Here is a 24179-nt window from a genome sequence, read left to right as displayed (position 1 = left end):
CGGTATACAGGGTCAAGGGATGGTAAATCCCTTGTATCGCCTTTCCTTCTTTCCAAAAGAAAGGCCCGCGAAGCGGGCATAGCTTCGCGGGCCTTCCGGCATCTTATGGGACTTTACCCTTAGCCCAGACGCTCCAGCGCGGCGGCGAGGCGCTGCGCTTCGGCGGTGTGGTGGGCGTGGTCGGCGCGGGCCTTTTCGACCGCTTCGGGCTTGGCCTTTTCCACGAACTTGGGGTTCGAGAGGCGCCCGTCGAGCGACTTGGCTTCCTTCTGCGAGGCGGCAAGCGCCTTTTCGAGGCGGCTCTTTTCCGCCGCGATGTCGATCACGCCTTCCAAGGGAATGGCCAGCATCGCATCGCCCGCGCCCACCTGCAGGACCGGCCCTGCAGGCGCGGCCTCGAAGTGGATCGCATCGAGGCGCGCGAGGCGGTCGATCACGGTGGCGTTGGCGCCGATGATGGCGCGCGTCGCGTCCGAGACCTGCGCGATGTAGGCGGTGAGGCGCGCGCCGGGCGCAATGCCCAGTTCCGCCTTGGCGCCGCGCAGCGAGCCGATCAGCGCGATGAGCCACTCGACCTCGGCCTTGGCGGCGGTGTCCACGCTGGCGTCCGGGGCGGGCCAGGCCGAGACGATCAGGTCGGCCTCGCGCGCGCCCATCTTCGACCACAGCTCTTCGGTGACGAAGGGCATGAAGGGGTGGAGCATGACGAGGATCTGGTCGAGCACCCAGCCGGCGACGGCGCGGGTTTCTTCGTCGAAGTTGCCCTTCACCAGTTCGATGTACCAGTCGCAGAAGCTGTCCCACACGAAATGGTAGATCGTGTTCGCGGCGGCATCGAAGCGCATGTCGGCCATGGCCTTGTCGAGCTCGGCCACGGTGTCGACGACTTCGCCGATGATCCAGCGGTTGACCGCCGAGGTCGCGGCGGGCGCGGCGACGGAGGTCGAGGCGACAACGCCGTTCGACTGGCAGAAGCGCGCCGCGTTCCACAGCTTCGTGGCGAAGTTGCGGTAGCCCTCGATGCGCTTGTCATCCATCTTGATGTCGCGGCCCTGGCTTTCCATGGCGGCCATGAAGAAGCGCAGCGCGTCGGCACCGTACTGGTCGATAAGGCCCAGCGGATCGACCACGTTGCCCTTCGACTTCGACATCTTCGCGCCATCGGCGGCGCGCACGAGGCCGTGGAGGTACAGCTTCTTCCAGGGCACCTCGTCCATGAAGTGCAGGCCCTGCATCGCCATGCGCGCGCACCAGAAGAACAGGATGTCGAAGCCCGAGATCAGAAGGTCGTTGGGGTAGTGCTTGGCGAGGAGGTCGGTCTTTTCCGGCCAGCCCAGCGTCGCAAACGGCCACAGCGCCGAGGAGAACCAGGTGTCGAGCACGTCCTCGTCGCGGGTCAGCGCCACGCCGTCGCCCGCGAGCGCCTGCGCGGCCTCTTCGGTCTCGGCGACGTAGACCTTGCCATCTGCAGCATACCACGCCGGGATGCGGTGGCCCCACCAGAGCTGGCGCGAGACGCACCAGGGCTGGATGTTGTCCATCCAGTTGAAGTAGGTCTTCTCCCAGGTCTTGGGGACAACTTCGATCTGGCCGTCCTGCACCGCCGCGATGGCGGGCTTGGCCAGCGTTGCCGCATCGACGTACCACTGGTCGGTCAGCCAGGGCTCGATCACCACGCCGCCACGGTCGCCGTAGGGGGTCTGGATGGTGCGCGGTTCGGCGTCCATCTCGGTGGTTTCGGTCTCACCGTCCTTGGTCGTCTTGGTGACGACGTGGGGGATGAGGAAGCCCAGCTCCTTCATCTCGGCCACGATCGCCTCGCGCGCGGCGAAGCGTTCCATGCCAAGGTACTTCTCGGGGACGAGGCCGTCCTCGGTCTGCACGACATTGGCGTCGGCATCGAACATGTTGAGCATCTCGGCTGGCTTGAAGCCCGCGCGCTTGCCCACTTCGAAGTCGTTGAAGTCATGCCCCGGGGTGATCTTCACCGCGCCCGAGCCCAGTTCGGGATCGGCGTGCTCGTCGGCGACGATCTGGAAGCGGCGCCCGGTGATCGGCTGGAGGATCTCCTTGCCGATCACGCTCTTGTAGCGCTCGTCCTCGGCGTTCACGGCAACCGCCATGTCGGCCAGCATCGTTTCGGGGCGCGTGGTCGCGACCTCGATGAAGTCCTGCCCGTTATCCAGCGTCACGCCATCGGCGAGCGGGTACTTGAAGTGCCAGAAGCCGCCCTTGACCTCGCGGGTCTCGACCTCAAGGTCGGAGATCGCGGTCTTGAGCTTGGGGTCCCAGTTCACCAGCCGCTTGTCGCGGTAGATGAGCCCCTCGTTGTAAAGGTCCACGAAGACCTTGACCACGGCTTCTGTAAAGTGCGGGTCCATGGTGAACTGCTCGCGGCTCCAGTCCATCGAGCAGCCCAGGCGGCGCAGCTGGCGCGTGATCGTGCCGCCGCTCTCGGCCTTCCATTCCCAGACCTTCTCGACGAAGCCCTCGCGCGAATAGTTGGTGCGCTTGTCCTGGCTCGCTTCCATCTGACGCTCGACCACCATCTGCGTGGCGATGCCCGCATGGTCGGTGCCCACCACCCACAGCGCGTCCTTGCCCTTGAGGCGCTCGTGGCGGATCACGATGTCCTGCAGCGTGTTGTCGAGCGCGTGGCCGATGTGCAGCGAACCCGTCACGTTGGGCGGCGGGTTGACGATGGTGAAGGGCTGCGCGTCGGGGCGCTCGGGGCGGAAGAGGCCGGTCTCTTCCCAGTGCGCGTACCAACGGGCCTCGATCGCGGCGGGATCGAAGGTCTTGTCGAGGGTGCTTTCCGGCGTGGTTTCGGGCGTGGTCTCGGTCATGGGGCGGGCTTTGCCAGCGCCTTTCCCCTTGCGCAAGCGGCCAGTTGCACGATTGCAACCGCAAGCGGTTCCCACTGCCGCAGTTTTGCCTTATCGGCCTGCCACATAGCGGCAATCACAGGGCGGTATGCGCCCTCGGCGGCGCATTCCGTCGCAGACCGGGAACCACTTGCCGGGGAGGGTGTTCTTCCCCATTACGGGCGCACACGAGATAACATGCGACAATGGTCTGATTTCACGGTGTCGGAGAGCGACGGGGGCAAGGCGCCGGTACTGGCGTTGAGCGGTTCGTTGCGCGTCCACGCCATCGGCGATCTGGAAAAGCGCCTGAAGGAGCTCGACGGCACCTATTCGCGCCTCGACATCTCGGGCCTGACCGACATCGACACCACCGGCGCCTGGATCGCGCTCGACTTCGCGCACGAGCGCGGGATCGAGATCACCGGCGCGAGCGAGCGCGCCAAGCGCCTCTTTGCGGCCATCGGCGATGTCGACGGTGCCGATGCCCGGCCCGAGCGCCTGCCCTTCGTGCGGCGCAGCGTGGGCGAGCTGGGCATCCTCGTCAGCGGCTGGGGCCGGGGCTTTGGCCAGACGGTCGGGTTCCTGGGCGAACTGATCTGCGCCTTTGGGACCACCATCGCGCACCCCTCGCGCTTTCGCGGCAAGGCGCTGGTCCACCACATGCAGCACGTGGGCGTCAACGCGCTGTGGATCGTGGGCCTGATGAGCTTTCTCATCGGCATCGTCATTGCCCAGCAGGGCGCGGTGCAGCTCGCCCAGTTCGGCGCGGAATTCTACACCATCAACCTGACGGGCCGCCTGTCCATGCGCGAGCTTGGCGTGCTGATGACCGCGATCATGGTCGCGGGCCGCTCGGGCTCGGCCTTCGCCGCGCAGATCGGCACGATGAAGCTGACCGAGGAAGTGGACGCGATGCGCACCATCGGCGTCTCGCCGATGGAGGCGCTGGTCCTGCCGCGCGTGCTCGCCGCGATGATCATGATGCCGCTCCTGGGCTTCTACGCCGCGATCTGCTCGATCATCGGGGGCGCGTTCATCTCGAACTTCGCGCTCGACATTCCCTTCTTCGCGTTCCTGCGCCGCACCCAGGAAGTGGTGCCGCTGACCGACGTGTGGATCGGCTTCATCAAGGCCCCGGTCTTCGCGCTGATCGTGGCGCTCGCGGGCTGCTATCAGGGCATGCGCGTCTCGGGCAACGCGGAAGAAGTGGGCACGCGCACCACGCAGGCCGTGGTCACCGCGATCTTCACCGTGATCGTGCTCGACGCCTTCTTCGCCGTGTTCTTCACGGAGATCGGCTGGAAATGACCGACCTTACCGACGATTATTCGGGCGACTACCCGATCAAGGTGCGCGGCCTCACCAACGCCTTTGGCGAGCACGTCATCCACGAGGAGCTGGAGCTCAAGGTCCGCCGCGGCGAGGTCCTGGGCGTCGTCGGCGGCTCGGGCACTGGCAAGTCGGTGCTGATGCGCTCGATCATCGGCCTGCAGCAGCCGTCTTCCGGCGAGGTCGAGGTGCTGGGCCACGACATGATGACAGGCGGCGTCGAGGACGACATCGACATCCGCTCGCGCTGGGGCGTGCTGTTCCAGGGCGGCGCGCTGTTCTCCACGCTCACCGTGGGCGAGAACGTGGAAGTGCCGCTCAAGCAGTTCTACCCCGAGATTTCCGATCACCTGCGCCAGGAAATCGCGCGCTTCAAGGTGCGCCTGTCGGGCCTTCCCGACGAGGCCGCGTTCAAGTTCCCGAGCGAGCTTTCGGGCGGCATGAAGAAGCGCGCCGGGCTTGCCCGCGCCTTGGCGCTCGATCCTGAACTGCTCTTTCTCGACGAGCCGACCGCGGGGCTCGACCCCATCGGCGCGGCCGCGTTCGACAATCTCACGCGCGAGCTCAAGGAAACGCTCGGGCTTACCGTCTTTCTCATCACCCACGATCTCGACACCCTCTATGCGATCTGCGACCGGGTGGCGGTGCTGGCGGACAAGAAAGTGATCGCGGTGGGCACGATCCCCGAGCTCCTCGCGCTCGACCATCCCTGGATCCAGGAATATTTCAACGGCCCGCGCGGGCGCGCTGCGCTTGCAGGCAAGGAGGACCCCCGGATCGACGCCGCCGTGGAGGACGCGCCCGATGGCGCGGACGCGGGCGGGAGTGACACAACCCGAGAAGCGGGGGCATAAGGCACAACCATGGAAACCAAAGCCAATCACGTCTGGGTCGGGGCCGTCACCCTCATCCTGCTGGCGCTCGCGGCGGGCTTCGTCGTCTGGCTGGCGCGCCTCAACGAAGGCAACCAGCAGCAGTACGACATCTTCTTCACCCAGTCGGTGGACGGCCTGGCGCTGGGCTCGGAAGTGAACTTCTCGGGCGTGCCGGTGGGCCAGATCTCGCAGATCGAGCTGTGGCCCAAGGACCCCAGCTTCGTGCGCGTGCGCGTCAAGGTGAACGAGCGCGTGCCGATCACGGTGGGCACCACCGCGACGATTCAGGGCAGCTTCACGGGCGTCTCGGACATCCAGCTCGAAGGCGCGGTCAAGGGCGCTCCGCTGCTGGAGGAACCCGGCCCCGAAGGCGTGCCGGTGATCCCGACCAAGCGCGGCGGCTTCTCCGAAGTGCTGGCCAACGCGCCGCTGCTGATGGAACGCCTCGCGACGCTGACCGAGAACCTCAACCAGCTGATGTCGGCCGACAACCGCCGCTCGATCACGGGCATTCTCGCCAACACCGAGAAGATGACCCGCGACCTTTCGCAGGCAACCCCGCAGATGCGCGGCGCGATGGCCGAACTGCAGGGCACGCTCGACCAGGCGACCAAGACGCTGGCCGCTTTCGAGGGCGTGGCGAACAAGACCGACGACCTGCTCGGCTCGAAGGGGACCTCGCTTGCCGAGCAGATGCGCAAGACCCTGAAGTCGGCGCAGGAATCGATGGACCAGCTGAACCAGACGATGGCCCACGCGCAGCCCGCGCTGGACCAGGTCTCGCAGAGCACGCTGCCCGCCGCCGAATCCGCGATCCGCGACCTTCGCGCGACCAGCCGGGCGCTGCGCAACGTGACCGAGACGATCGAGGAACAGGGGGCCGGTGCCCTGCTCAAGGGCCAGAAGCTGCCCGACTACAAGCCCTGAGCCGGGCAAGGACGAAACGATGATGACGATGAAAAGCCTGTTCTGGATGTCCTCCCCCGCACGCGCCCTGGCCTTCGGGCGCGGGCGGCTCGGCGCGGCTGCGGCTGCGGCTGCGGCGAGCCTGGCGCTCGCGGGCTGCGTCAGCTTTGCGCCCGAGGTGCCCGATACCCTGATCCGCCTGACCCCCGATCACACCGCGCCTGCAGGCTCGGTCGCGCGCGGCAAGCTCTCCGATGCGATCGTCGTGCTCGAGCCCGAGACCGAGCGCAGCCTGGAAGCGCTGCGCGTGCCCGTGCGCATCGACCCGGCGAATATCGCCTACCTCAAGGGCGCGGGCTGGATCGAGAAGCCCACGCGCCTGTTCCGCGCGCTTCTGGCCGAAACGATCCGCGCGGATACCGACCAGATGGTGCTGGAAGGCGCGGACTACGAGGTGAAGGGCAAGACCTTCATCGGCGGGCGTCTGCGGGACATGGGCTATGACGCGCAGACCAGTTCGGTGATCGTGCGCTATGACGCCGTGCGCTGGCAGCGCGGCAACGAGGAACTGGAGCGCCGCCGCTTCGAGGCGGTCGTACCGGGTGTCGCGGCCGAGGCTGCCGCGGTGGGCCCCGCGCTCAACCAGGCCGCCAACCAGGTGGCGAGCGAGGTCGCTGCCTGGGTCAAGGGCGGCTGATCGCCGCCGCGACGATCCTTCGTACAGGATAGGGCAGGGGCCTCGCTTCGATAGGAGCGGGGCCCCTCTCGTTTGGGAGCTCGGGAAGGGGGATGTTCCGAGGGCCATCGCCCTCGGGCTCCCGGACCAGTCGAGCTCAATGCTCTCACGCCGCGTTGGCTGAGGAAGGTGAGGTCGCCCGGTTTGGGGTCAAGGGGCGATGGCCCCTTGGAAAAGGACCCTTCCTTCTTTCGCCTGAGGCTCCGCGGCCCGTCCTGCGTGTCTGGATTGTTTCCCAATCGTCAGTTTGCGTACGCACATGCAGGCGCTGCAAGCGGACGAGATGGACCCGAATCACGTAGAACCGTCGATGTGGGAGGAGGGTGGCTGATTCGCCGTGTTGCAGAATTGTAAACAGCAAGTTCTGCAATATCAAAAACATAGGAGTTCATTCTGCGAATTAAAGACCCTGCATGACAAAAAAATTACAGCCGCTCGGAGCGAAATCGGCGCGCGCGGCATTTCTGGCGGAAAGCTGGGCTCTGCGCACATGTGTCCACATGCCGGGGTGTGATCCCAAGGACACAGTTCCCGGGGGTGACCGGGCGGAAACAGGGGCTGGGCATTGCACCGCGGGCTGCGGGGCGTATGTGGCGGCGGCCCGCTGGCCACGTGACCAGATAAGGGCAGGTTTTCAGGAGTTTACAATGAAGAAGATTGCTCTTCTCGCCGCCAGTGCTGCACTGTTCGCCCTCCCCGCTGCTGCCAACGCCCAGGCGTTCGTGCAGATCGAAGGTGGTCTCGACGTGGCGCAGCACGACGGCGATTCCGAGGCGGGCGTTCAGTATGGTGTTTCGGCAGGTTACGACTACCAGCTCTCCAACAACCTTTTCGTCGGTGTGCAGGGAAGCTACGGCGACAGCTCGGCCCGCGACTGCGCGCATGATGTCCTCGAAGCCGGCGACCGCGCCTGCCTCGAAGCGCGTCGTGACCTCGCAGCCGTCGTTCGCCTCGGCACCAACATCGGCGCGCGCAACAAGCTTTACGTGCTGGGTGGCTACACCAACACCCGCGTCGGCGTGAGCTACAAGAGCGACACGCTCGACCAGAACCTTGCCGGCTTCAGCGACCTCGGCGCACACGACACGCTCAACGGCTTCCGCGTTGGCGCGGGCTACGAGTACGACGTGACCAGCAATCTCTTCATCAAGGCGGAATACCGCTACTCGAACTACGGTTCGGACTTCAGCCGCCACCAGGGCGTGCTGGCTGTCGGCACCAAGTTCTGATCCTTCTTACAGGCTCAAGAAGAGGGCCCGCTCCGGTTATGCCGGGGCGGGCTTTTTTCATGGGTGAAGGGGAAGAAAAGGTATGGAATCCGAGGGCCATCGCCCTCGGGCTCCCCAACATGTCGAGTTTTGGGTGCTCGCGCTGCCTTGGCTGAGGAAGGCGAGGTTGCCGGTTCTGGGGTCAAGAGGCGATGGCCCCTTGAAGGGTTCTGCCTTCATTCACCCGTTGCCCTCAATCCGCGCCACGATCTCGGCCAGCCACGCGCGCGGGGCCTCGGCGCGGCCGATGTCGCAGATGAATTCCTGCCCGCGCCTTGCGGAATCGAGGCGGGGGCCGTGGCGGGCGCTGGCCCGTTTCCAGCGCTCGGGGCGTTCGTGGTAGGTCAGCCCGCGGCGTCTGAGCCAGGGCGGCACGTCCCACAAGTTGAGCGGGCCGCCTGACGCGGTCAGGCGCAGCGCCGGGTCGGCGGTCTTCGCGCAGGTGCCGGGGCCGATCCACAAGCTGTTATTGGCGCTCCATTCCCCGATCTCATGGGGGTGGGGGAGCGGTGGTTCGGGCCAGTCGGGCCGGGCGCGCAGCTCCTGAGGGCTGCCTGTCATGCGCACCTGCATATGGGCAAAAATGCGGTGGTGGCGCTCGCCCGTCTCCGGGTCGGCGAAGAGGCCGAAGAAGAGGAAATGGTCGCCCACCCCGACGCCGTGCTTCGCCAGATGCCCTTGCGCGGCCCCGAACTGCCCGAACCAGCACAGCGCCTCACCCTGCGGGGAGCGGCCGAACATCGGGTCGTCATGGCACAGCGCATCGGCGGCCAGGCGCCCGCGCGTTACCTCTTCGACCAGATGGCCCAGGCCCCGCTGCGCATAGGTCGTGACCGAGCGGCCCGGCGTCGGGATCGGGAGCGAGACAGGCGCGCCGTCCACGATGGGCGAGGGAACCCCGCCCGCCGTGGTGTCGAAGCCCTTGCGGCTGAAGACGATCTTCATGCGCGCCGGGCAGGGGAGCAAGGCCCCGCGATCAGTGCGCCCTTGCGAGCTTGGCGACGCGCATGGCGAGTTCGAAGGCGGCAAGGCGCGCGGCGCGGTTCTCGGCCGCCTCGGCGTCCTCGCCCCACAGTTCCACCTGCCAGTCTTCTTCGAGGTTTGCCGCCTGCCACAGCGCGGCGGCATCGGCCTCTTCCTCCAGCGCGGCGAGCGCGATGATGAGCGAAGCCGCCAGGCTTGCCATCATCTTGAGCGCGGCGAGGGTGAAGGCATCGTGGCGCGCCAGTTCCTCGGCGATCCGGCTGAGGGTTTCCTCCGGGTGGGCACGGTGCATGATCCCGGAAATACGCGCAAAGCGCACGCCCAGGCGCTCTTCGGTGGCGGTGAGGATCGGCTCCCACACCGCGAGCTGGCGCTTGTAGAGCGCCTCGTCGGGATCGGCCCGGTAGCACAGCGTGTCGGTCTCGGCGTAGGGCAGCAGCTCGGTGAGCACGGTCTCGCGCTGGGGCGCCACGGCGTCGAGCGCGAAGTCGACAAGGTCGCGCGTGACGAAGCGGGCGGTGTCGATCTCTTCGCCTTGCGCGGCCCACTCGGCGGCGAGCACCTCGGCCAGCGCCTGGCTGGGCACGACCTGCGGGCGGCCGCCGGCCGTCTTGATCGCGCGGCCATCGAGGCGCACGCACCAGCCCGAGCCGTCCTCGAGCGGGGTGGCGGTCACTTCCTTGTAGAAACGTTTCACGAAACTTCAGCTCTCTGGTTGGTCGCCCGGTCGGCTGCGCCACTTGCGGGCGAGGAGGGCGGGGATGAGGAAGAGGTCGACAAGGCCATTGGCGACAAGGACATAGCCCAGCGCCGGAGGGGCGGGGGCAAAGAGCCCGCCCTTGGCGATGAGGATGCCCACGACCACGCAGGCGACACCCAGGAGGCGCACGGCCTGGATGATGAAGAAGCGCCTGGCGGCGGGATCGGGCGCGCCGGAGGGGGCGGGCGGGGGCGCGCTCATGCCAGCAGGTGCGCGCGCAGCTGGTCAGGCGTTTCGGCGACGAATTCCGCGCCCGCCTTCATCAGCTCCTCGGGATGGTGGTAGCCCCAGTCGACCCCCACGCCGCGCACCCAGGCGGCTTTCGCCATCTCCATGTCGTAGGCGGTGTCGCCGATCATCACGGTCTGCTCGGCGTTGGCGCCCGCCTCGAACATGGCCTCTTCCAGCATCGCGGGGTGCGGCTTGGAGGGGTGGCGGTCGGCGGTCTGGAGGCTGACGAAGAGCTCGGCGATGCCGTTGTTGGCAAGGCAATGGGCAAGGCCGCGGTCGGACATGCCGGTGGCCACCGCCAGCGTCCAGCCCGCCGCCTTGAGCGCTTCGAGCGTCTCGCGGATGCCCTCGAAGAGCGGTTGCGAGACGCGGCCCTCGGTGCGGGCCTGGCGGAACGCCTGCTTGTAGGTCTCGGCCATGGCGTGCTGCTGCTCGCCGTCGCTTTCGGGGAGCAGCGCGCGCATCGCCTGGGGCAGCGAGAGGCCGACCGCGCGGCGGATCGTGGCGCGCGGCGGCGCTGTCAGATCATGCGCGGCGAAGGTGGCCTCCATAGCCTCGCAGATCGCGGCCTGCCCGTCGATCAGGGTGCCATCGCAATCGAAGACCGCCAGTTTCATCAGCGCGTTTCCTTCCTTAGGACTTGGGCCTTGGCACTTGGGCTCAGAACCTGGGCCTTAGCGCTTGGGCGCCTTGCCCTTGGGCACGGGGCTGCCCTTGCCCTTCTTGGGGCCGGACTTCTTGGGGCCGGACTTCTTGGGCACGCGGGTGCCCGGAGGGCCCTTGTGCAGGCCCTTGCCCGGCGTCTTTCCCTTGCCGCCACCGGCGCGCGGGCCCCGGCCGCCTTCCTCCGAACGGCCGGTCGTGCGCGTGCGGCGCTCACCCCGGCGCTCCTTGCGGATCTGCTTGGAGTGCTGCTTGGCGGCGCGCTTCTCATCTTCCTTGGTGATGGGGGCGGGGCCGGGGGGCAGCTCGGCGCCGTCGGCCTCGTCGAAGCCCAGGTTCTCCATGGAATTGGCAAAGTGCTCGGGCAGCGGTGCGGTGACGTCGAGCGGAGCGCCGTCGGGGTGCTCGATGATGAGGCGGCGTGCGTGCAGGTGCATCTTGCGGCTGATCGTGCCCGACAGGAACGCGTCCTGCCCGCCGTACTTGCCATCGCCCACGATCGGGTGGCCGATCGCGGCCATGTGGACGCGCAGCTGGTGGGTGCGGCCCGTGAGCGGGTGCAGTTCGACCCAGGCGGCGCGGTTGCCCGCGCGGTCAAGCACGCGGAAGCGGGTGCGCGCGCTCTGGCCGTTTTCCTCATCGACGTGCATCTTCTCGCCGCCGGTGCCCGGCTGCTTGGCGAGCGGCAGTTCGATCATGCCATCATCGATGTTGGGCACGCCCATGACGAGCGCCCAGTAGATCTTCTGCGCCGAGCGCCCCGAAAAGCGCTTGGAAAAGTAGGCGGCGCTGCCCGGCGTGCGCGCGATGAGCAGGACGCCCGAGGTGTCCTTGTCGAGGCGGTGGACAAGACGCGGGCGAGGGCCGTCGGGGGCATAGGCGTCGAGCAGGCCGTCGACGTGCTGCTTCATGCCCGAGCCGCCCTGCGTGGCAAGGCCCGGCGGCTTGTTGAGGACGATGGCGGCGCGGTCCTGCGTCAGCACCATCTGGTCGGCGAGTTCGAGTTCCTCTTCGGTCAGCTCGCGCTTGGGGCGGGGCGCCTGGCCGCCGGGCCGGGCCTCGCCGCCGGGCGGTACGCGCAGGACCTGGCCTGCGGTGAGGCGCGTGTCCACGTCCGCGCGCTTGCCGTCGACGCGGATCTGGCCGGTGCGCGCCCAGCGCGAGACCATCGCGAAGCCGACCTTGGGCAGGTGGCGCTTGAACCAGCGGTCGAGGCGTACGCCCTCGTCGTCGTGGCCGACGGTGAACTGGCGGACGATGTCGTCGTTACCGGCCATGAATTAGATGCTCCGCATGATAAGGAGGCCCAGAAACAATCCGGCGAACCCTGCAAGCAGCGAGGCGCCGACATAGAGCGCGGCAAGGCCAGGTTGCCCGCGCTCGAGAATGGTGATGAAGTCGAGGCTGAACGAGGAGAAAGTGGTGAACCCCCCGAGCAGGCCGACTGCGATGAACAGCCGGGTGCCTTCGCCGTGGCTCCCATAGCGTGCAAGTGCGCCGATGAGGAGTCCCATGAAGAGCGAGCCCAGCACATTCACGGTGAGCGTGCCGTAGGGAAAGACTCCCGCGCGCGCGGGGCCGAGCGCGGCAGTCCAGGCGCGGCCGACGAGAAACCGCAGCCAGGCGCCGGTTCCGCCGCCCAGCGCCACGTAAAGCGAGGCGGCAAGGAAGGATGGTTGGGGCATAGAGGCCCGCCTTACCCGCGATTCGCGCAATTTCCAATCGCTGCTTGCCCCGCTTCGGGGGCGGGTAAAGCGCCGTTATTGGCGGTTTCGGGCGTTTTGGGGAGTCTTTGGGTTGTCTTGGGCGCGTCACTTTGATATTGGCGCCACCAACCCAGTCGGACCTTTAGCGGGATTCGGCGCTTTTGGTTCCATTTGATTCGCGGTTCGTCTCGCCATGTAGGAGGTGTGGGGCGGGCTTCGTTCGTATTTTTGAGGTGTGGTAGTTTTATGCAGATCATGGTTCGCGACAACAATGTTGACCAGGCCCTTCGTGCGCTCAAGAAGAAGCTGCAGCGTGAAGGCGTCTACCGCGAAATGAAGCTGCGTCGCCACTTCGAGAAGCCGTCGGAAAAGCGCGCCCGCGAAAAGGCCGCTGCCGTGCGTCGCGCCCGCAAGCTGGAGCGCAAGCGCATGGAGCGTGACGGCGTCAAGTAAGACGGCGTTTGCCGAACGTGCACCATCGGGTGCGCGTTCGGGCACCTCGATACAGGCCTTGGACTTGAATGCCGGGGCCGCTTGAGCCATGAGGGCGCGACCGTAACCGGTTCGCGCCCTTGGTGCATCTGGCAACCCCTCAAAAAGGTGGCTTTGCGCAGAGGCTTGGGGGCGCTATCTGCGCACATGTGCCGAGTCTGCGGCACACATTCGTCACGAGGCCACACGATACGATGACTGAGATCACCCGCGTCCCGCTCCAGCCCGTCAAGAAGGGCTCCCTGTCGAAGATCTGGGTGGGCGCGCTTGCTCTCGCGCTGGCCGGCGTTGGCGTTGCCTATGCCGCGATGCCCGCGCAGGTTCACGTCAAGACCCTGACCAAAGGCCACGGCCCCTCGCCGACGACCGAGGACATGGTGCTCATCAACTACAAGGGCACGCTTCCCGACGGCAAGGTCTTCGACGAGGCCAAGCAGGTTCCCATGGAACTGACCGGCGTGATCCCCGGCTTCTCGACCGCGCTGCAGAAGATGCAGGCGGGCGGCAAGTACACCGTCGATATCCCCTCCGAGCTGGCCTACGGCGACAAGGGCCAGGGCGAGATCGCACCCAACACCGACCTCACCTTCGAGATCGAGCTGCTCGACTTCCGCAGCAAGGCCGAAATCGAACAGCAGCAGCGCATGATGCAGCAGATGATGCAGATGCAGCAGATGCAGGGCGGCGCTCCGGGCGCGCCTGAGGCTCCCTCCGAGTAAGTCGGAGCTTCCCGCGATGAAGAGCATCACGACCGCTGTGGCCGCCCTGGCCGCGGCGGTCTTGTTCGTTCCGGCCGGCGGTGCGGCGGTGCGGGCCCAGGAGGCCGCGACCACCCCGGTTCCCCCCGAGGAAGCCGAACCCCAAGTCGTCGTCGAGACACTGAAGGACGGCGAGGGCGATCCGCCGCCCGCCGGCTCCTTCGTGCTCGTCAACTACAAGGGCATGCTGACCGATGGCACCGTGTTCGATGCCAACGAGCGCGTGCCGATGGACCTCAACGGCGTCGTCCCCGGCTTTGCGCAAGGGCTCATGCAGATGAAGCGCGGCGGGCGCTACCGCCTGACCATCCCGCCCGAACTGGGCTACGGGGCGCGCCAGTCCGGCCCGATCCCCCCCAATTCCAAGCTCATCTTCGAAGTCGAGCTGATCGACTACAAGACCCCGCACGAAATCCGCGAGATGATGGCCGCGATCCGCGCCGAGCAGGAAGCCGCCGCCAGGGCGCGCATCGAGGCGGCGCAGGGGGAAGCCAGGGAAGAGCCGAAGAAGTAAGGCCATTCCATCGCCTACGGGTGAAAGTGACAAAAGCCGAACAATCGGAAAAAAGGTGCTCCGAAGGCCATCGCCCTCGGGCTCCCCGAACTGTTCAGCTCACCTTTGTCGCGCCGCTCTGGCTGAGAAAGGTGAGGTCGCCCATCTTGGGGGCAAGGGGTGATGGCCCCTTGATGTGGTTGTGTCCTTCTGGCGTCCCCTGTTCCGGCTCCGCCTGTCTCCCGCTTGAAGCGCGGGCCCGCCGGTGCTAGCGGCTTTGGCCTGCTGCGCGGCGCGTGTTCGCCGCCGTGAAGAGAACAACCTTCGAAAAGGAACGTCATGTCGGTCGATACCGCAACCGTTGCGAAGATCGCGAGCCTTGCCCGCATCAAGGTGACCGAGGGTGAGCTGGAGGCGATGGTGCCCGAGCTCAACGGGATCCTCAACTGGGTCGAGCAACTCGGCGAGGTCGACACCTCGAATGTCGAGCCGATGACCGCGGTGATCCCCAACACGCTGCGCCTGCGCGAGGACGTGGTCGATGCCGATCCGCTGACCGGCGGCGGCAAGCGCGCGGAAGTCCTCGCCAACGCGCCGGTGGCCGAGCACGGCTTCTTCGGCGTGCCCAAGGTCATCGAGTGACCTGGCGGGCATCCGCCCACCCTTTCGTCCTTCCCGCACAGCCGGGAAGCCCGCTTGCTATCTGCCCTGCGGCGCGCAACCGCGCCCGGGCGACAGGTGAGAACCAATGACCGATCTTACAGAACTTGGCGTCGCGCAGATCCGCGACGGCGTGAAAGCCGGTGACTTCACCGCCGTGGAAGTGGCCGAGGCGTTCAACGCCAACGTCGCGGCCGCGCAGGAGGCCCTGAACGCCTTCATCGTCCCCACTCCCGAAAAGGCGCTCGACGCCGCCATGGCCACCGACGCCAGGCGCGCGAAGGGCGAGGACCTTGGCAAGATGGGCGGCGTGCCCATCGGCATGAAGGACCTCTTTGCGACCTTCGACGTGCAAACGACGGCCGCCAGCCACATCCTCGAGGGCTTCAAGCCGCAGTACGAATCGACCGTGTCCCAGAACCTGTGGAACGCGGGCGCGGGCATGCTGGGCAAGCTCAACCTTGACCAGTTCGCGATGGGCTCCTCGAACGAGACCAGCTACTTCGGCAACGTGATCTCGCCCTGGCGCAAGGCCGGCTCGAACGCGCAGCTGGCGCCGGGCGGTTCCTCGGGTGGTTCCTCGGCGGCCGTGGCGGCCCGGCTTGCTCCGGCGGCGACCGGCACCGACACCGGCGGCTCGATCCGCCAGCCCGCCGCCTTCACCGGCACCACCGGCATCAAGCCGACCTACGGGCGCTGCTCGCGCTGGGGTGTCGTGGCCTTTGCCAGCTCGCTTGACCAGGCGGGCCCGATGGCCCGGGACACGCGCGACTGCGCGATCATGCTCGAAGCCATGGCCGGGTTCGATCCCAAGGACGCGACCAGCCTCGACATGCCCGTGCCCAACTGGGAGGAGCTCCTCTCGGCGGACCTTTCGGGCAAGACCGTGGGCATCCCGCGCGAATACCGCATGGACGGGATGGACGCCGAAATCGTCGCGCTGTGGGACCAGGGCGTGGCCTGGCTCAAGGACGCGGGCGCGAAGGTCATCGACATCTCGCTGCCGCACACCAAGTACGCGCTGCCGACCTATTACATCATCGCACCGGCCGAGGCGTCCTCGAACCTCGCGCGTTATGACGGTGTGCGCTATGGCCTGCGCGACCTTCCCGAGGGCGCGAACCTTCAGGACATGTACGCCGCCACCCGCGCCGCCGGTTTCGGCGACGAGGTCAAGCGCCGCATCCTGATCGGCACCTACGTGCTCTCGGCGGGCTTCTACGATGCCTACTACACGCAGGCCCAGAAGGTGCGCACGCTCATCTCGCAGGACTTCCAGAAGGCCTTCGAGGAATGCGACGTGATCCTTGCCCCGACGACCCCGACCCCGGCCTTCGCGCTGGGCGAGAACGTCGACGATCCGCTCTCGATGTACCTCAACGACGTGTTCTCGGTCCCCGCCAGCCTCGCGGGTCTTCCGGCCATGTCGGTGCCCGCCGGGCTCTCGAAGGACGGTCTGCCGCTGGGTCTCCAGATCATCGGCAAGGCGTTCGACGAACAGGGCGTCCTCAACGCAGGTCTCGCGCTCGAGCAGCGCGCACAGTTTACGGCCAAGCCGGAGAAGTGGTGGTGAGTGCAAGCGAACTGTCTGGAGCAGGTGTTTTCGAGCGCCTGTCCCCGATGGTTCGCAGTGCTTCACTGAATTCGTGGCTAGTCATTATTGGGGCGGTCGTGGGCTTCAATTTCGAGAAGTTTTTACTTCTTGAGAGCGGAGCGGTGGTGCTTGGGGGCTGCATTGCAGCCATCGCACTTTCGACCTTTCTGCTGGATCTGAGCCTCCTGTGTTTCCAGGGTTTGAAATTTTCCGGCGCATTCGGTTGTCTTATAGGGGCATCATTTACGAACTTATATTTAGGGTATCTGTTGTCGCTTGTGATTGGCCATCCTTCGCTGGCCTACACACTCGCACTGGCGCCTTATATTTCGTATGCCTTCCCAATGGCTGTCATGTTGTACGTTCTCCCATCGAAAAGTAAGTGAATTGATATGAGCACCTATCGTATTCAGGGCGCAACGGGCGAGTGGGAGGTCGTGATCGGCCTTGAAGTCCATGCGCAGGTCTCCTCGCAGGCCAAGCTGTTCTCGGGCGCGGCGACCGAATTCGGCGCTGAACCCAACACGCAGGTCGCGCTGATCGACGCGGCGATGCCCGGCATGCTGCCCGTGCCCAACAAGGAGTGCATCCGCCAGGCGGTGCGCACCGGCATGGCGATCAACGCGCAGATCAACAAGTACTCGCGTTTCGACCGCAAGAACTACTTCTACGCCGACCTTCCGCAGGGCTACCAGATCAGCCAGCTCTACCACCCGATCGTGGGTGAGGGGCAGCTTGTCATCGAGGCCGACGAAAAGGCCGGGATCCCCGAAGACAAGGTCATCGGCATCGAGCGCATCCACGTCGAGCAGGACGCAGGCAAGCTGATGCACGATCAGCACCCGACGATGTCCTACGTCGACCTCAACCGCGTGGGCGTGGCGCTGATGGAAATCGTCAGCCGCCCGGACATGACCTCGCCCGCCGAGGCCGGGGCCTACCTCTCGAAGCTGCGCACGATCCTGCGCTACGTCGGCTCGTGCGATGGCAACATGGACCAGGGCTCGATGCGCGCGGACGTCAACGTCTCGGTGCGCAAGCCGGGCGAGGAACTGGGCACCCGTACCGAGACCAAGAACGTGAACTCGGTGCGCTTCGTCATGCAGGCGATCGAGCACGAGGCGATGCGCCAGGTCGACGTGCTCGAAGCGGGCGGCAAGATCGTGCAGGAAACGCGCCTGTTCGATCCCAACACCGGCTCGACCCGCTCGATGCGTTCGAAGGAAGATGCGCACGATTACCGCTACTTCCCCGATCCCGACCTCTTGCCGCTGATCCTCGAAGACGACTTCCTCGAGGATTGCCGCAACTCGCTGCCCGAGCTGCCCGATGCGAAGAAGGCGCGCTACGAGAACGAGCTGGGTCTTTCGGCCTACAACGCACAGGTGCTGACCGCCGACGTCGACACCGCCAGGTGGTTCGAGCGCCTGCTGGCCGAAACCGCCAAGGCTTCGGGCAAGGCACCCGCTGAGGTCTCGAAGCAGGCCGCCAACTGGCTGATCTCGGAACTGTTCGGCGCGCTCAACAAGCTGGGCACGAGCCTTGAGGAATCGCCCGTAACCCCTGAAAAGGGCGGCGATCTTCTGGCGCTCATCGCCAAGGGCACGATCTCGGGCTCGGCCGCCAAGCAGGTCCTCGAGATCATGCTCGATACTGGCGACGAAGCCGAAGCCATCGTCGAGCGCGAAGGCCTCAAGCAGGAGTCCGACACCGGCGCCATCGAGGCCGAGGTCGACAAGATCCTCGCCGCCAACGCCGACAAGGTCGAACAGTACAAGGGCGGCAAGGTCGCGCTCTTCGGCTTCTTCGTCGGCCAGACGATGAAGGCCATGAAGGGCAAGGGCAACCCGCAGGTCGTGAACGAGATCCTGAAAGCCAAGCTCGGCTGATCTTTCGACCCGACGAACACGAAAAGCCCCGGCGGAGCGATCCGCCGGGGCTTTTTCATGGGAGCAGAGCTAGCCCCTTATTTGGTAGCGACGCGCGCGGCTGCCGTCGTGCGCTCGTTCTTCGCGTATTCGCTGAAGTTGGCCTTGAACACGCCGACCAGTTCGTCGAGCGCGGCGATCGTGTCCTCGCCTTCCTTGGGGGGGAAGAGCTTGAGGCCGTTGCCGCCCCAGGCCTTGTATTCAAAGGCGATCTTCTGCGCAGCGTCGAACTTGCGCAGCATGAACAGGGTCTTGAGCGAGCGTCCGTAGATCGCGGCCTTCTGGTAGAACACGTCCGCGACGATGAGTTCGGAATAGCAGGCGGCCTGCGAATCCGAGCGGCGGGTCTTGACCTTGTTCATCGTCTTGCGTTCGAGCGGCTCGTCGTGGACCACGAACGTCGTCCCCGCCGAAAGCGCCAGTTCCTCGCGCAGGTCCAGCGCGAGCAGCGCGTCGAGCTGGCTCTGGCTGTCGAGCGCGCTGGCGAGCAGCGACTTGTTGCTGGCGTCCTTGCCGGAATGAAGCGCGGCATCGAGCAGGCCCCCGCCAAGGAGGCCGGTTGTCACCGAGTTCATCCGTTCGGCGGGCCAGATATGCAGTTCGCAGCCATCGGCGGCCACGCTGGGAAGAAGGCCCTCGTGCGGCGCCGCTGGAGCGGCGGCAGGCGTGGCTTCGGACGGCACAGCGGCCGCCTCATCGGTCAGGTCCTGCGCGTGGACAAGGGCAGGTGCGGACGCGCTGGCGAGGCACACACACACGAGAAGACGAAAGGACTTCATGGAACCTCCAGATTGTAGGGTGGGTAGGCAATTTCGGGGCGGAAGGACCCCGTGGATATATCAGCGCCGCTTGGGCGCAGGCGCGTTCAGGGCGGCGGCGAATTCGCGCACGGTGGCGGCATAGGTCGCGTCGAGATCGCGGCGGGCGGCATCTTCCTCGCCGGGTGCCGAAGCGGGAAAGGCGGTCAGGCGGGCCTGCGTGAACGTGCCGAACTGGCGCGTCATGGCCCCGCCATCGAAGCGGCGGAAGCGGAACAGGGCCTTGATGAAACGCCCGTTGACGATGTCCTCCTGGAAGAAGATGTCATCGACGAAGAGCTCGGCGTGGCAGTCACCCGCGTCGGCCTGCACGGGCGTACGGGCCTGGCGCACGATCCGGCTGGGCAGGGCCTCCTCGTGAACGGTCACGAGGTAGGGCGTGCCCTCGGCCGCGATCAGATCGCCAAGAGGCAGTTCCCGCAGCAGGTCGGCTTGGTGTTTCGCGGTGAGCGGTTCCTCAGGCAACTGCCGATAGCCCTTGCGGCCATCCACGGCGCCATCCACGAGCCCGCCGTGGAACCACCCATGGTAGCTGGAACGCAGCCCCGAGGAGGGCCAGACATGGAGCGTGCAGGCGGGCGGCGCTTCTGTCGTCGGCGTGGACCCGGACATGGCCTCATCGCCGCCGGTCTGGGGCAGCGAGGCCAGAAGGAAGGCGGCCAACGCCTTCCCGAATAGCGATGATGGCAAGGTAACGTATCTCCCGGGGAGCCCGGTGTGTTCCCTGTTCCACCCGGATTGCCCGCAAGATCACTATTTCCTGGCACGGATTCGCGCAAGAATATTTTTAGCCTGTTAACTAAAGAAATGCCCGGGGGCTGTCCGGGATGCCGATCATGTCGTGGCCTTGGCTGCCCCCTTGATTGCAACGTCAGCCGATCCGGGTGCCTTTCAGCTCCATCGTGCCGAAGAAGCCGGCCTTGATCGTGCCGGTGAGGTCGTCGCCTTCGATGCTGGCCTTGCAGTCGAGGTCGATCTTCATCGGCGAGGTCATCGTCATCTTCCAGGCGATGGTGGTGCCCGAAATGGTGCCGTTCTCAAGCTCCATGGCGCCAAGGTCGCCCGCGATCGTGCCGGTGAAGGTGTCGCCTTCGGGCACGATGGTGAGCACGCCCTTCTGCGTGCCCATCGGCGTCTTCGTGGTGCATTCGTAGCGTCCGGCTACCGACATCGTGTTCTCTCCCTGATCGCTTATTCGCTGTCCGTGGCTGTGGACGGGGCGGGCATGACCTCGATCGGCAGGCCCAGGCTTTCGAGTTGCGGCTCGACCACGGTACGGTCACCGACGACAACGAAGGTCAGTTCGTCCGGTTGCAGGTAGGCCTGCGCGGCCTTGCCGATATCCGCGGCGTCGATGCCCCGGTAGGTCTGCGCGAGCGTCGCGTAGTAGTCCTCGGGGCGACCGAGGCGCTGGTTCATGCGGATCGCGCCATCGACCGCGGCGTTGGTCTCGAACTGGTTGGGAAGGCCCCGGATCGCGCCTTCGGTGACGCGCTGGAGTTCTTCGGCTGTGACCGGCTTTTCGCCGGGAAGCGCGGCCATGTCGGCGCGGATCGCGGCGATGGCATCGCCGGTGCGGTCGGCCTGGACGGGCGCGCGCACGAGCAGGGCGCGGGGGCCTTCGTTCTTCGTGACTCCCGAGTTGACGCCGTAGCTCCAGCCCTTGTCCTCACGGATGTCGGCGTTGAGGCGCGAGAGGAAGCCGCCGCCTAGCACGTCGTTGGCGAGGTCGAGCGCCTCGCCGTTCTTCGCGGTGCCGTCCATGGGCAGGACGCGGCCCGCCATGATCACCGACTGGGGCGAATTGGGCCGGTCGACCAGCAGGATGCGCGCGCGCGCCTGCGGGGTGGCCGCGTCGAGGTGCTTGACGGGCGCCGGGGTCGCGGGCGCCGTCCAGCCGCCAAAGGCGCGTTCGAGGAGCGGTTTCAGCTCGGCCATCGTCACATCGCCCACCACCGTGATGCGGGCCAGATCCGGGCGCAGCCACTTGGCGTGCGCGGCCTTGAGGTCCTGCGGCGTCAGTGCGGCGAGCGAAGCGGCGTCCCCCAGGCCATCGCTGGGCTGGGCATAGGGGTGGGTGCCGTAGAGCGCGGCGCCAAGGGTGCGCTGGGCCAGCGAATTGGGGGAGCTGAGCGCCTGCGACAGTTCGGCCTGCCGGGTTGCCTTGAGGCGCGCGACGTCCTCAGGGGCAAAGGTCGGGTGCAGCAGGATCCCGGCGGCGAGATCGAGCGAGGGGGCGAGGTTGTCGCTCAGCGCGACGAGGTTGAGCACGCTGGCATCGGTGCTGGCGCCGGTCTGGATGGACGCGCCGATGCGCTCCTGCGCTTCGGCCAGCTGGGTCGCATCAAGGCCGTTCGCGCCCTCATCGAGCATGTCGAGCATGAGCGCCTGGGTGCCGGGCGTGTCGAGCGCGTCGGCAGACGTGCCCGCATCGAACTCGATGGTCAGCTGCAGCTTGGGGACCGCGGTGCGGCGCGCGAGGGTGACGGGCACGCCGTTCGAAAGCGTGGCGTGTTCGAGCGTGGGGAAGGCGAGATCGCCGATGGTGCCGAGCGGGGGCGCGGTGCGTTCGGGCGCCGGGGCCAGTTCGGGGGCGGGGGCCTTGTCGTCGGGAGCGGGAGCCGGGGTCGTGTCCTCATCGCCCCAACCGCCCAGCGCGCCGCCATCGAGCGTGCGCTCACCGGGTACGGTGGCGAGCTTGAAGACCGGGCGCGAGAGCCACTTGGCAAGGACGGCACGCACCTTTTCGGGTGTGAGTGCGGCCATGGCTTCGAGGCGTGTCTTGTAGAAGGCGGGATCGCCCGAATAGACCATGCCCTCGGCGAGCGTCGCGCCCTTGCCGGCAAAGCCGCCGACGCGTTCGAGCGCGCCGATCTCGTTCGAGAGGGTGGAGACGACCGCGCGCTTCAACTCGTCCTTGCTCGGCCCTTCCTTCAGGTACGTGGCAAGGACCGCATCGAAGGCGGCTTCGGCTTTGGCGCGCTCGACGCCGGGCTTGACCATCATCGCCATCGAAAGCTGGCTCATCGCCTCGTAGGTCTGCGCGCCGGCGGTGACGCCGACCGCCAGTTCCTGTCCGCGCACCAGCGCGTTGTCGAGGCGCGAGGAGGCAAGGCCGCCCAGGATGTGCATGCCGATCTCGAGCGCGGGGGCGTCGGGATCGTTGAGGCCGGGGCCCGTCCAGGTGCGGGTGAGGCGCAGGACCGGCACCTGGTCGGTGATGTCGCGCGAGGCGCTCTTCTCCAGCGTCACCGCGCCCGCCGTCACCGGGTGGATCGCGGGGCCGCGCGGGATTGCGCCGAACCACTTCTGGACCATCGGCCGCGCGGTCTTCGCGTCGATGTCGCCCGAAAGCACGAGCACGACGTTGTTGGGGCCGTAATGGTCGGTGAACCAGGCGCGCACGTCGGTCAGCGAGGCCGCATCCAGGTCCGCCATCGAGCCGATGGTGCTGTGGCGGTAGGGGTGGCCGACGGGCAGCAGGCCTTCGGAAATCACATAGTCTTCAAGCCCATAGGGCTGGTTGTCGCCCTGCCTCTTCTCGTTCTGGACGACGCCGCGCTGCTGGTCGAGCTTCTCCTGGCTGACCGCCGGGAGCAGGTAGCCCATGCGGTCGCTCTCCATGAAGAGCGCAAGGTCGAGCGCGCCGGTCGGCACGGTCTCGACGTAGTTGGTGCGGTCGTACCAGGTCGAGCCGTTGGTGGGCGTGGAGCCCGCCGCCTCGAGCGGAATGTCGAAGTTGGGCACATTGGCCGAGCCGCCGAAGAAGAGGTGCTCGTAGAGGTGGGCAAAGCCGGTGCGCCCGCGCGGCTCGTTCTTCGAGCCGACCTTGTAATAGGCCGTGACGCCCACGATCGGGGCCTTGCGGTCGGTGTGGACGATAGTGGTCAGCCCGTTTTCGAGCTGGAAGCTCTCGAAGGGGATGTCGACCTTGGCGACGAGCTCTTCGGGGGTGGCCGCGCCCGGTGTAGCGGCAGGCGCGGAGGCTTCGCTCCGGTCGCGGGCCGCAAGCGGCTGCTGCGCGAGGCTGGTGACGAGAAGGGCGGCGGCAAGAGCTCCAAGGCTCGCACGGGTTCCGATACGCATGGCCGCGAAGCTAGCAAAGTTGCCGAGCCGCGCAATCGAAATACGGTGCGGAAAAAGGGCGCGAATTCATCCTCTTTTGCACGGGTGCGCGCGCAAGGACGCGCTTGCCGGGCGGGGGCGGGTCTGCAATCGTTCGCGCACGGGAACACGAACGGCCCAGCGGCCGGAGAGGAGTGGATATGGACCGGGACGCGAAGGCGCCGATGTGGAACCGCCGAGGGCTGCTGCGCAGGGGCGCGGGCTGGGGACTTGCGGGCCTGGGAGCCGGATTGGGTATGGGGCTGGCCTTTCCGGCAAACGCGCAGGGGCTCGGCGGGACGCTGACGGGGCTGCTGGTCCAGGCCAGCGACAGCTCGCTCGACAAGCTGGCGCGGCCCGGCGCGTTCTACGACGACCCGGACGTGCGCATCGACCTGCCGCTGATCGGCGGACTCCTGGGCGGAAAATCCGGCACCAGGGGCGGCTTCGGGCAGGGGCTCGGCGCGATCCTGGGCGCGGGCAGCCCGCTCGATCTCACCGGCGGGCTGGTGCGCGCGGTGAACGATGCGGCGGGCGTCGCGGCGGGGGCGGCCAAGCCGGTCTTCCGCACCGCGATCCGCGACCTCGACGTGACCGACGTTCCGGGCATCGCCTCGCGCTCCGACGGGGCGACGCGCTATCTGCGCACGAGCGCGGGCGAGGAACTGCACGGCGCGCTGCGCCCGCTCGTCGATGATGGGCTCGAAGAGGTCGGCGCCTACCGCCAGCTCGACCGCCTGACGACCTCGTCGCGGCTGGTGAAGAGCGCCGGGCTCACCCGCGACGCGCTGGGCGGCTCGGTGACCGAACAGGCGCTCGACGGGATCTTCGCCTACATCGGCCGCGAGGAGGCGAACCTGCGGGCCGATCCCCTGAAGCCGCTGGGCGGTTTGCTGCGCGGCGTGCTGGGGCAGTAGTAAGTGGATTTTCAAGGGGCCATCGCCCCTTGACCCCCGAACTGTCCAGCGCACCTTTCTCACGCAGCGAGGCGTGCGAGGTGCAGGCTG

24 protein-coding genes are annotated in these 24179 nt (G+C 66.8%); 13 read left to right on the top strand and 11 right to left on the bottom strand.

Translation table 11 applies throughout. From position 1 onward, the window contains the following. Positions 1 to 119 precede the first annotated feature (119 nt). Positions 120 to 2846: a valine--tRNA ligase gene (locus HT578_RS06565; protein WP_213502888.1), complete on the bottom strand. Its 2727-nt coding sequence runs from the start codon at positions 2844 to 2846 to the stop codon at positions 120 to 122. Positions 2847 to 3062: 216 nt separating this feature from the next. Between HT578_RS06565 and HT578_RS06560 the strand changes: the two genes are divergently transcribed. The 5 genes from HT578_RS06560 (at position 3063) to HT578_RS06540 (ending at position 7942) form a co-directional block, all read left to right on the top strand. After that, complete coding sequence (locus HT578_RS06560; RefSeq protein ID WP_213502871.1) at positions 3063 to 4175, top strand: ABC transporter permease; 1113 nt, start codon at positions 3063 to 3065, stop codon at positions 4173 to 4175. Continuing rightward, complete coding sequence (locus HT578_RS06555; protein ID WP_213502869.1) at positions 4172 to 5050, top strand: ABC transporter ATP-binding protein; 879 nt, start codon at positions 4172 to 4174, stop codon at positions 5048 to 5050. Before HT578_RS06560 ends, HT578_RS06555 begins: the two co-directional genes overlap by 4 nt. 9 nt (positions 5051 to 5059) lie before the next feature. After that, positions 5060 to 5998 (top strand): MlaD family protein, encoded by a 939-nt coding sequence (locus HT578_RS06550; RefSeq protein WP_213502867.1) that lies wholly within the window; start codon positions 5060 to 5062, stop codon positions 5996 to 5998. A 19-nt stretch (positions 5999 to 6017) separates the two neighbouring features. Next, positions 6018 to 6674, top strand: coding sequence for an ABC-type transport auxiliary lipoprotein family protein (locus tag HT578_RS06545; protein WP_239026531.1), 657 nt, complete (start codon positions 6018 to 6020; stop codon positions 6672 to 6674). A 686-nt stretch (positions 6675 to 7360) separates the two neighbouring features. Further along, entirely contained in the window at positions 7361 to 7942 is a 582-nt protein-coding gene (locus HT578_RS06540) for an outer membrane protein (RefSeq protein WP_213502865.1), read from the top strand. A gap of 219 nt (positions 7943 to 8161) precedes the next feature. Here HT578_RS06540 and HT578_RS06535 read toward each other — a convergent pair whose 3' ends face one another. From HT578_RS06535 to crcB, 6 genes are read right to left on the bottom strand one after another with little or no spacing between them, the layout of a single operon-like run. Continuing rightward, a complete protein-coding gene (locus tag HT578_RS06535; RefSeq protein WP_213502863.1) occupies positions 8162 to 8926 on the bottom strand; it encodes an Nmad3 family putative nucleotide modification protein in 765 nt (254 codons plus the stop codon). A 31-nt stretch (positions 8927 to 8957) separates the two neighbouring features. After that, a complete protein-coding gene (locus HT578_RS06530; RefSeq protein WP_213502861.1) occupies positions 8958 to 9662 on the bottom strand; it encodes an ATP12 family protein in 705 nt (234 codons plus the stop codon). 6 nt (positions 9663 to 9668) lie between these two features. Continuing rightward, a complete protein-coding gene (locus HT578_RS06525; protein ID WP_213502859.1) occupies positions 9669 to 9926 on the bottom strand; it encodes a hypothetical protein in 258 nt (85 codons plus the stop codon). Next, on the bottom strand, positions 9923 to 10573 hold the full coding sequence (locus HT578_RS06520) for an HAD-IA family hydrolase (protein WP_039392433.1): 651 nt from the start codon (positions 10571 to 10573) through the stop codon (positions 9923 to 9925). The genes HT578_RS06525 and HT578_RS06520 overlap by 4 nt, the downstream gene beginning before the upstream one ends. A gap of 57 nt (positions 10574 to 10630) precedes the next feature. Next, positions 10631 to 11896, bottom strand: coding sequence for an RluA family pseudouridine synthase (locus tag HT578_RS06515; RefSeq protein ID WP_213502857.1), 1266 nt, complete (start codon positions 11894 to 11896; stop codon positions 10631 to 10633). A 3-nt stretch (positions 11897 to 11899) separates the two neighbouring features. After that, positions 11900 to 12304 (bottom strand): fluoride efflux transporter CrcB, encoded by a 405-nt coding sequence (gene crcB / locus HT578_RS06510; protein WP_039391402.1) that lies wholly within the window; start codon positions 12302 to 12304, stop codon positions 11900 to 11902. A 267-nt stretch (positions 12305 to 12571) separates the two neighbouring features. On the opposite strand from crcB, the gene rpsU reads away from it, so the two are divergent. From rpsU to gatB, 7 genes are all read left to right on the top strand, one after another. Further along, positions 12572 to 12778 (top strand): 30S ribosomal protein S21, encoded by a 207-nt coding sequence (rpsU, locus tag HT578_RS06505; RefSeq protein WP_039391404.1) that lies wholly within the window; start codon positions 12572 to 12574, stop codon positions 12776 to 12778. 233 nt (positions 12779 to 13011) lie between these two features. After that, positions 13012 to 13536 carry an FKBP-type peptidyl-prolyl cis-trans isomerase gene (locus HT578_RS06500; RefSeq protein WP_213502855.1) on the top strand — a complete coding sequence of 175 codons (525 nt, stop codon included), beginning with the start codon at positions 13012 to 13014 and terminating at the stop codon, positions 13534 to 13536. Positions 13537 to 13552: 16 nt separating this feature from the next. Further along, the gene (locus HT578_RS06495) at positions 13553 to 14089 is read left to right on the top strand and encodes an FKBP-type peptidyl-prolyl cis-trans isomerase (protein ID WP_213502853.1); all 537 of its coding nucleotides are present in this window, start codon (positions 13553 to 13555) and stop codon (positions 14087 to 14089) included. Between the two features lie 318 nt (positions 14090 to 14407). Further along, positions 14408 to 14710 (top strand): Asp-tRNA(Asn)/Glu-tRNA(Gln) amidotransferase subunit GatC, encoded by a 303-nt coding sequence (gene gatC / locus HT578_RS06490; protein WP_039391407.1) that lies wholly within the window; start codon positions 14408 to 14410, stop codon positions 14708 to 14710. Between the two features lie 106 nt (positions 14711 to 14816). Further along, entirely contained in the window at positions 14817 to 16301 is a 1485-nt protein-coding gene (gene gatA, locus HT578_RS06485; RefSeq protein ID WP_213502851.1) for an Asp-tRNA(Asn)/Glu-tRNA(Gln) amidotransferase subunit GatA, read from the top strand. Continuing rightward, on the top strand, positions 16298 to 16708 hold the full coding sequence (locus HT578_RS06480) for a hypothetical protein (protein ID WP_213502849.1): 411 nt from the start codon (positions 16298 to 16300) through the stop codon (positions 16706 to 16708). The genes gatA and HT578_RS06480 overlap by 4 nt, the downstream gene beginning before the upstream one ends. Positions 16709 to 16714: 6 nt before the next feature. Next, positions 16715 to 18211 carry an Asp-tRNA(Asn)/Glu-tRNA(Gln) amidotransferase subunit GatB gene (gatB, locus tag HT578_RS06475; RefSeq protein WP_239026530.1) on the top strand — a complete coding sequence of 499 codons (1497 nt, stop codon included), beginning with the start codon at positions 16715 to 16717 and terminating at the stop codon, positions 18209 to 18211. A gap of 77 nt (positions 18212 to 18288) precedes the next feature. On the opposite strand, the gene HT578_RS06470 is transcribed toward gatB, so the two are convergent. From HT578_RS06470 to HT578_RS06455, 4 genes are all read right to left on the bottom strand, one after another. Beyond that, positions 18289 to 19029, bottom strand: coding sequence for a hypothetical protein (locus HT578_RS06470; RefSeq protein ID WP_213502847.1), 741 nt, complete (start codon positions 19027 to 19029; stop codon positions 18289 to 18291). Between the two features lie 60 nt (positions 19030 to 19089). After that, a complete protein-coding gene (locus tag HT578_RS06465) occupies positions 19090 to 19758 on the bottom strand; it encodes a hypothetical protein (RefSeq protein ID WP_213502845.1) in 669 nt (222 codons plus the stop codon). Between the two features lie 181 nt (positions 19759 to 19939). Further along, positions 19940 to 20239 carry a lipocalin/fatty acid-binding family protein gene (locus tag HT578_RS06460; RefSeq protein ID WP_213502843.1) on the bottom strand — a complete coding sequence of 100 codons (300 nt, stop codon included), beginning with the start codon at positions 20237 to 20239 and terminating at the stop codon, positions 19940 to 19942. A 20-nt stretch (positions 20240 to 20259) separates the two neighbouring features. Then, a complete protein-coding gene (locus tag HT578_RS06455) occupies positions 20260 to 23154 on the bottom strand; it encodes a M16 family metallopeptidase (RefSeq protein WP_213502841.1) in 2895 nt (964 codons plus the stop codon). Between the two features lie 179 nt (positions 23155 to 23333). Here HT578_RS06455 and HT578_RS06450 point away from each other — a divergent pair, with 179 nt between their 5' ends. Then, positions 23334 to 24089, top strand: coding sequence for a DUF4197 family protein (locus HT578_RS06450; protein ID WP_239026529.1), 756 nt, complete (start codon positions 23334 to 23336; stop codon positions 24087 to 24089). Positions 24090 to 24179: the final 90 nt, after the last annotated feature.

The sequence above is a fragment of the Novosphingobium decolorationis genome, from assembly GCF_018417475.1.
In the GTDB taxonomy this organism is placed as follows: domain Bacteria; phylum Pseudomonadota; class Alphaproteobacteria; order Sphingomonadales; family Sphingomonadaceae; genus Novosphingobium; species Novosphingobium decolorationis.
Note: the sequence above shows the minus strand (reverse complement) of the source record. Positions and strands in the feature narration are given on the sequence as shown.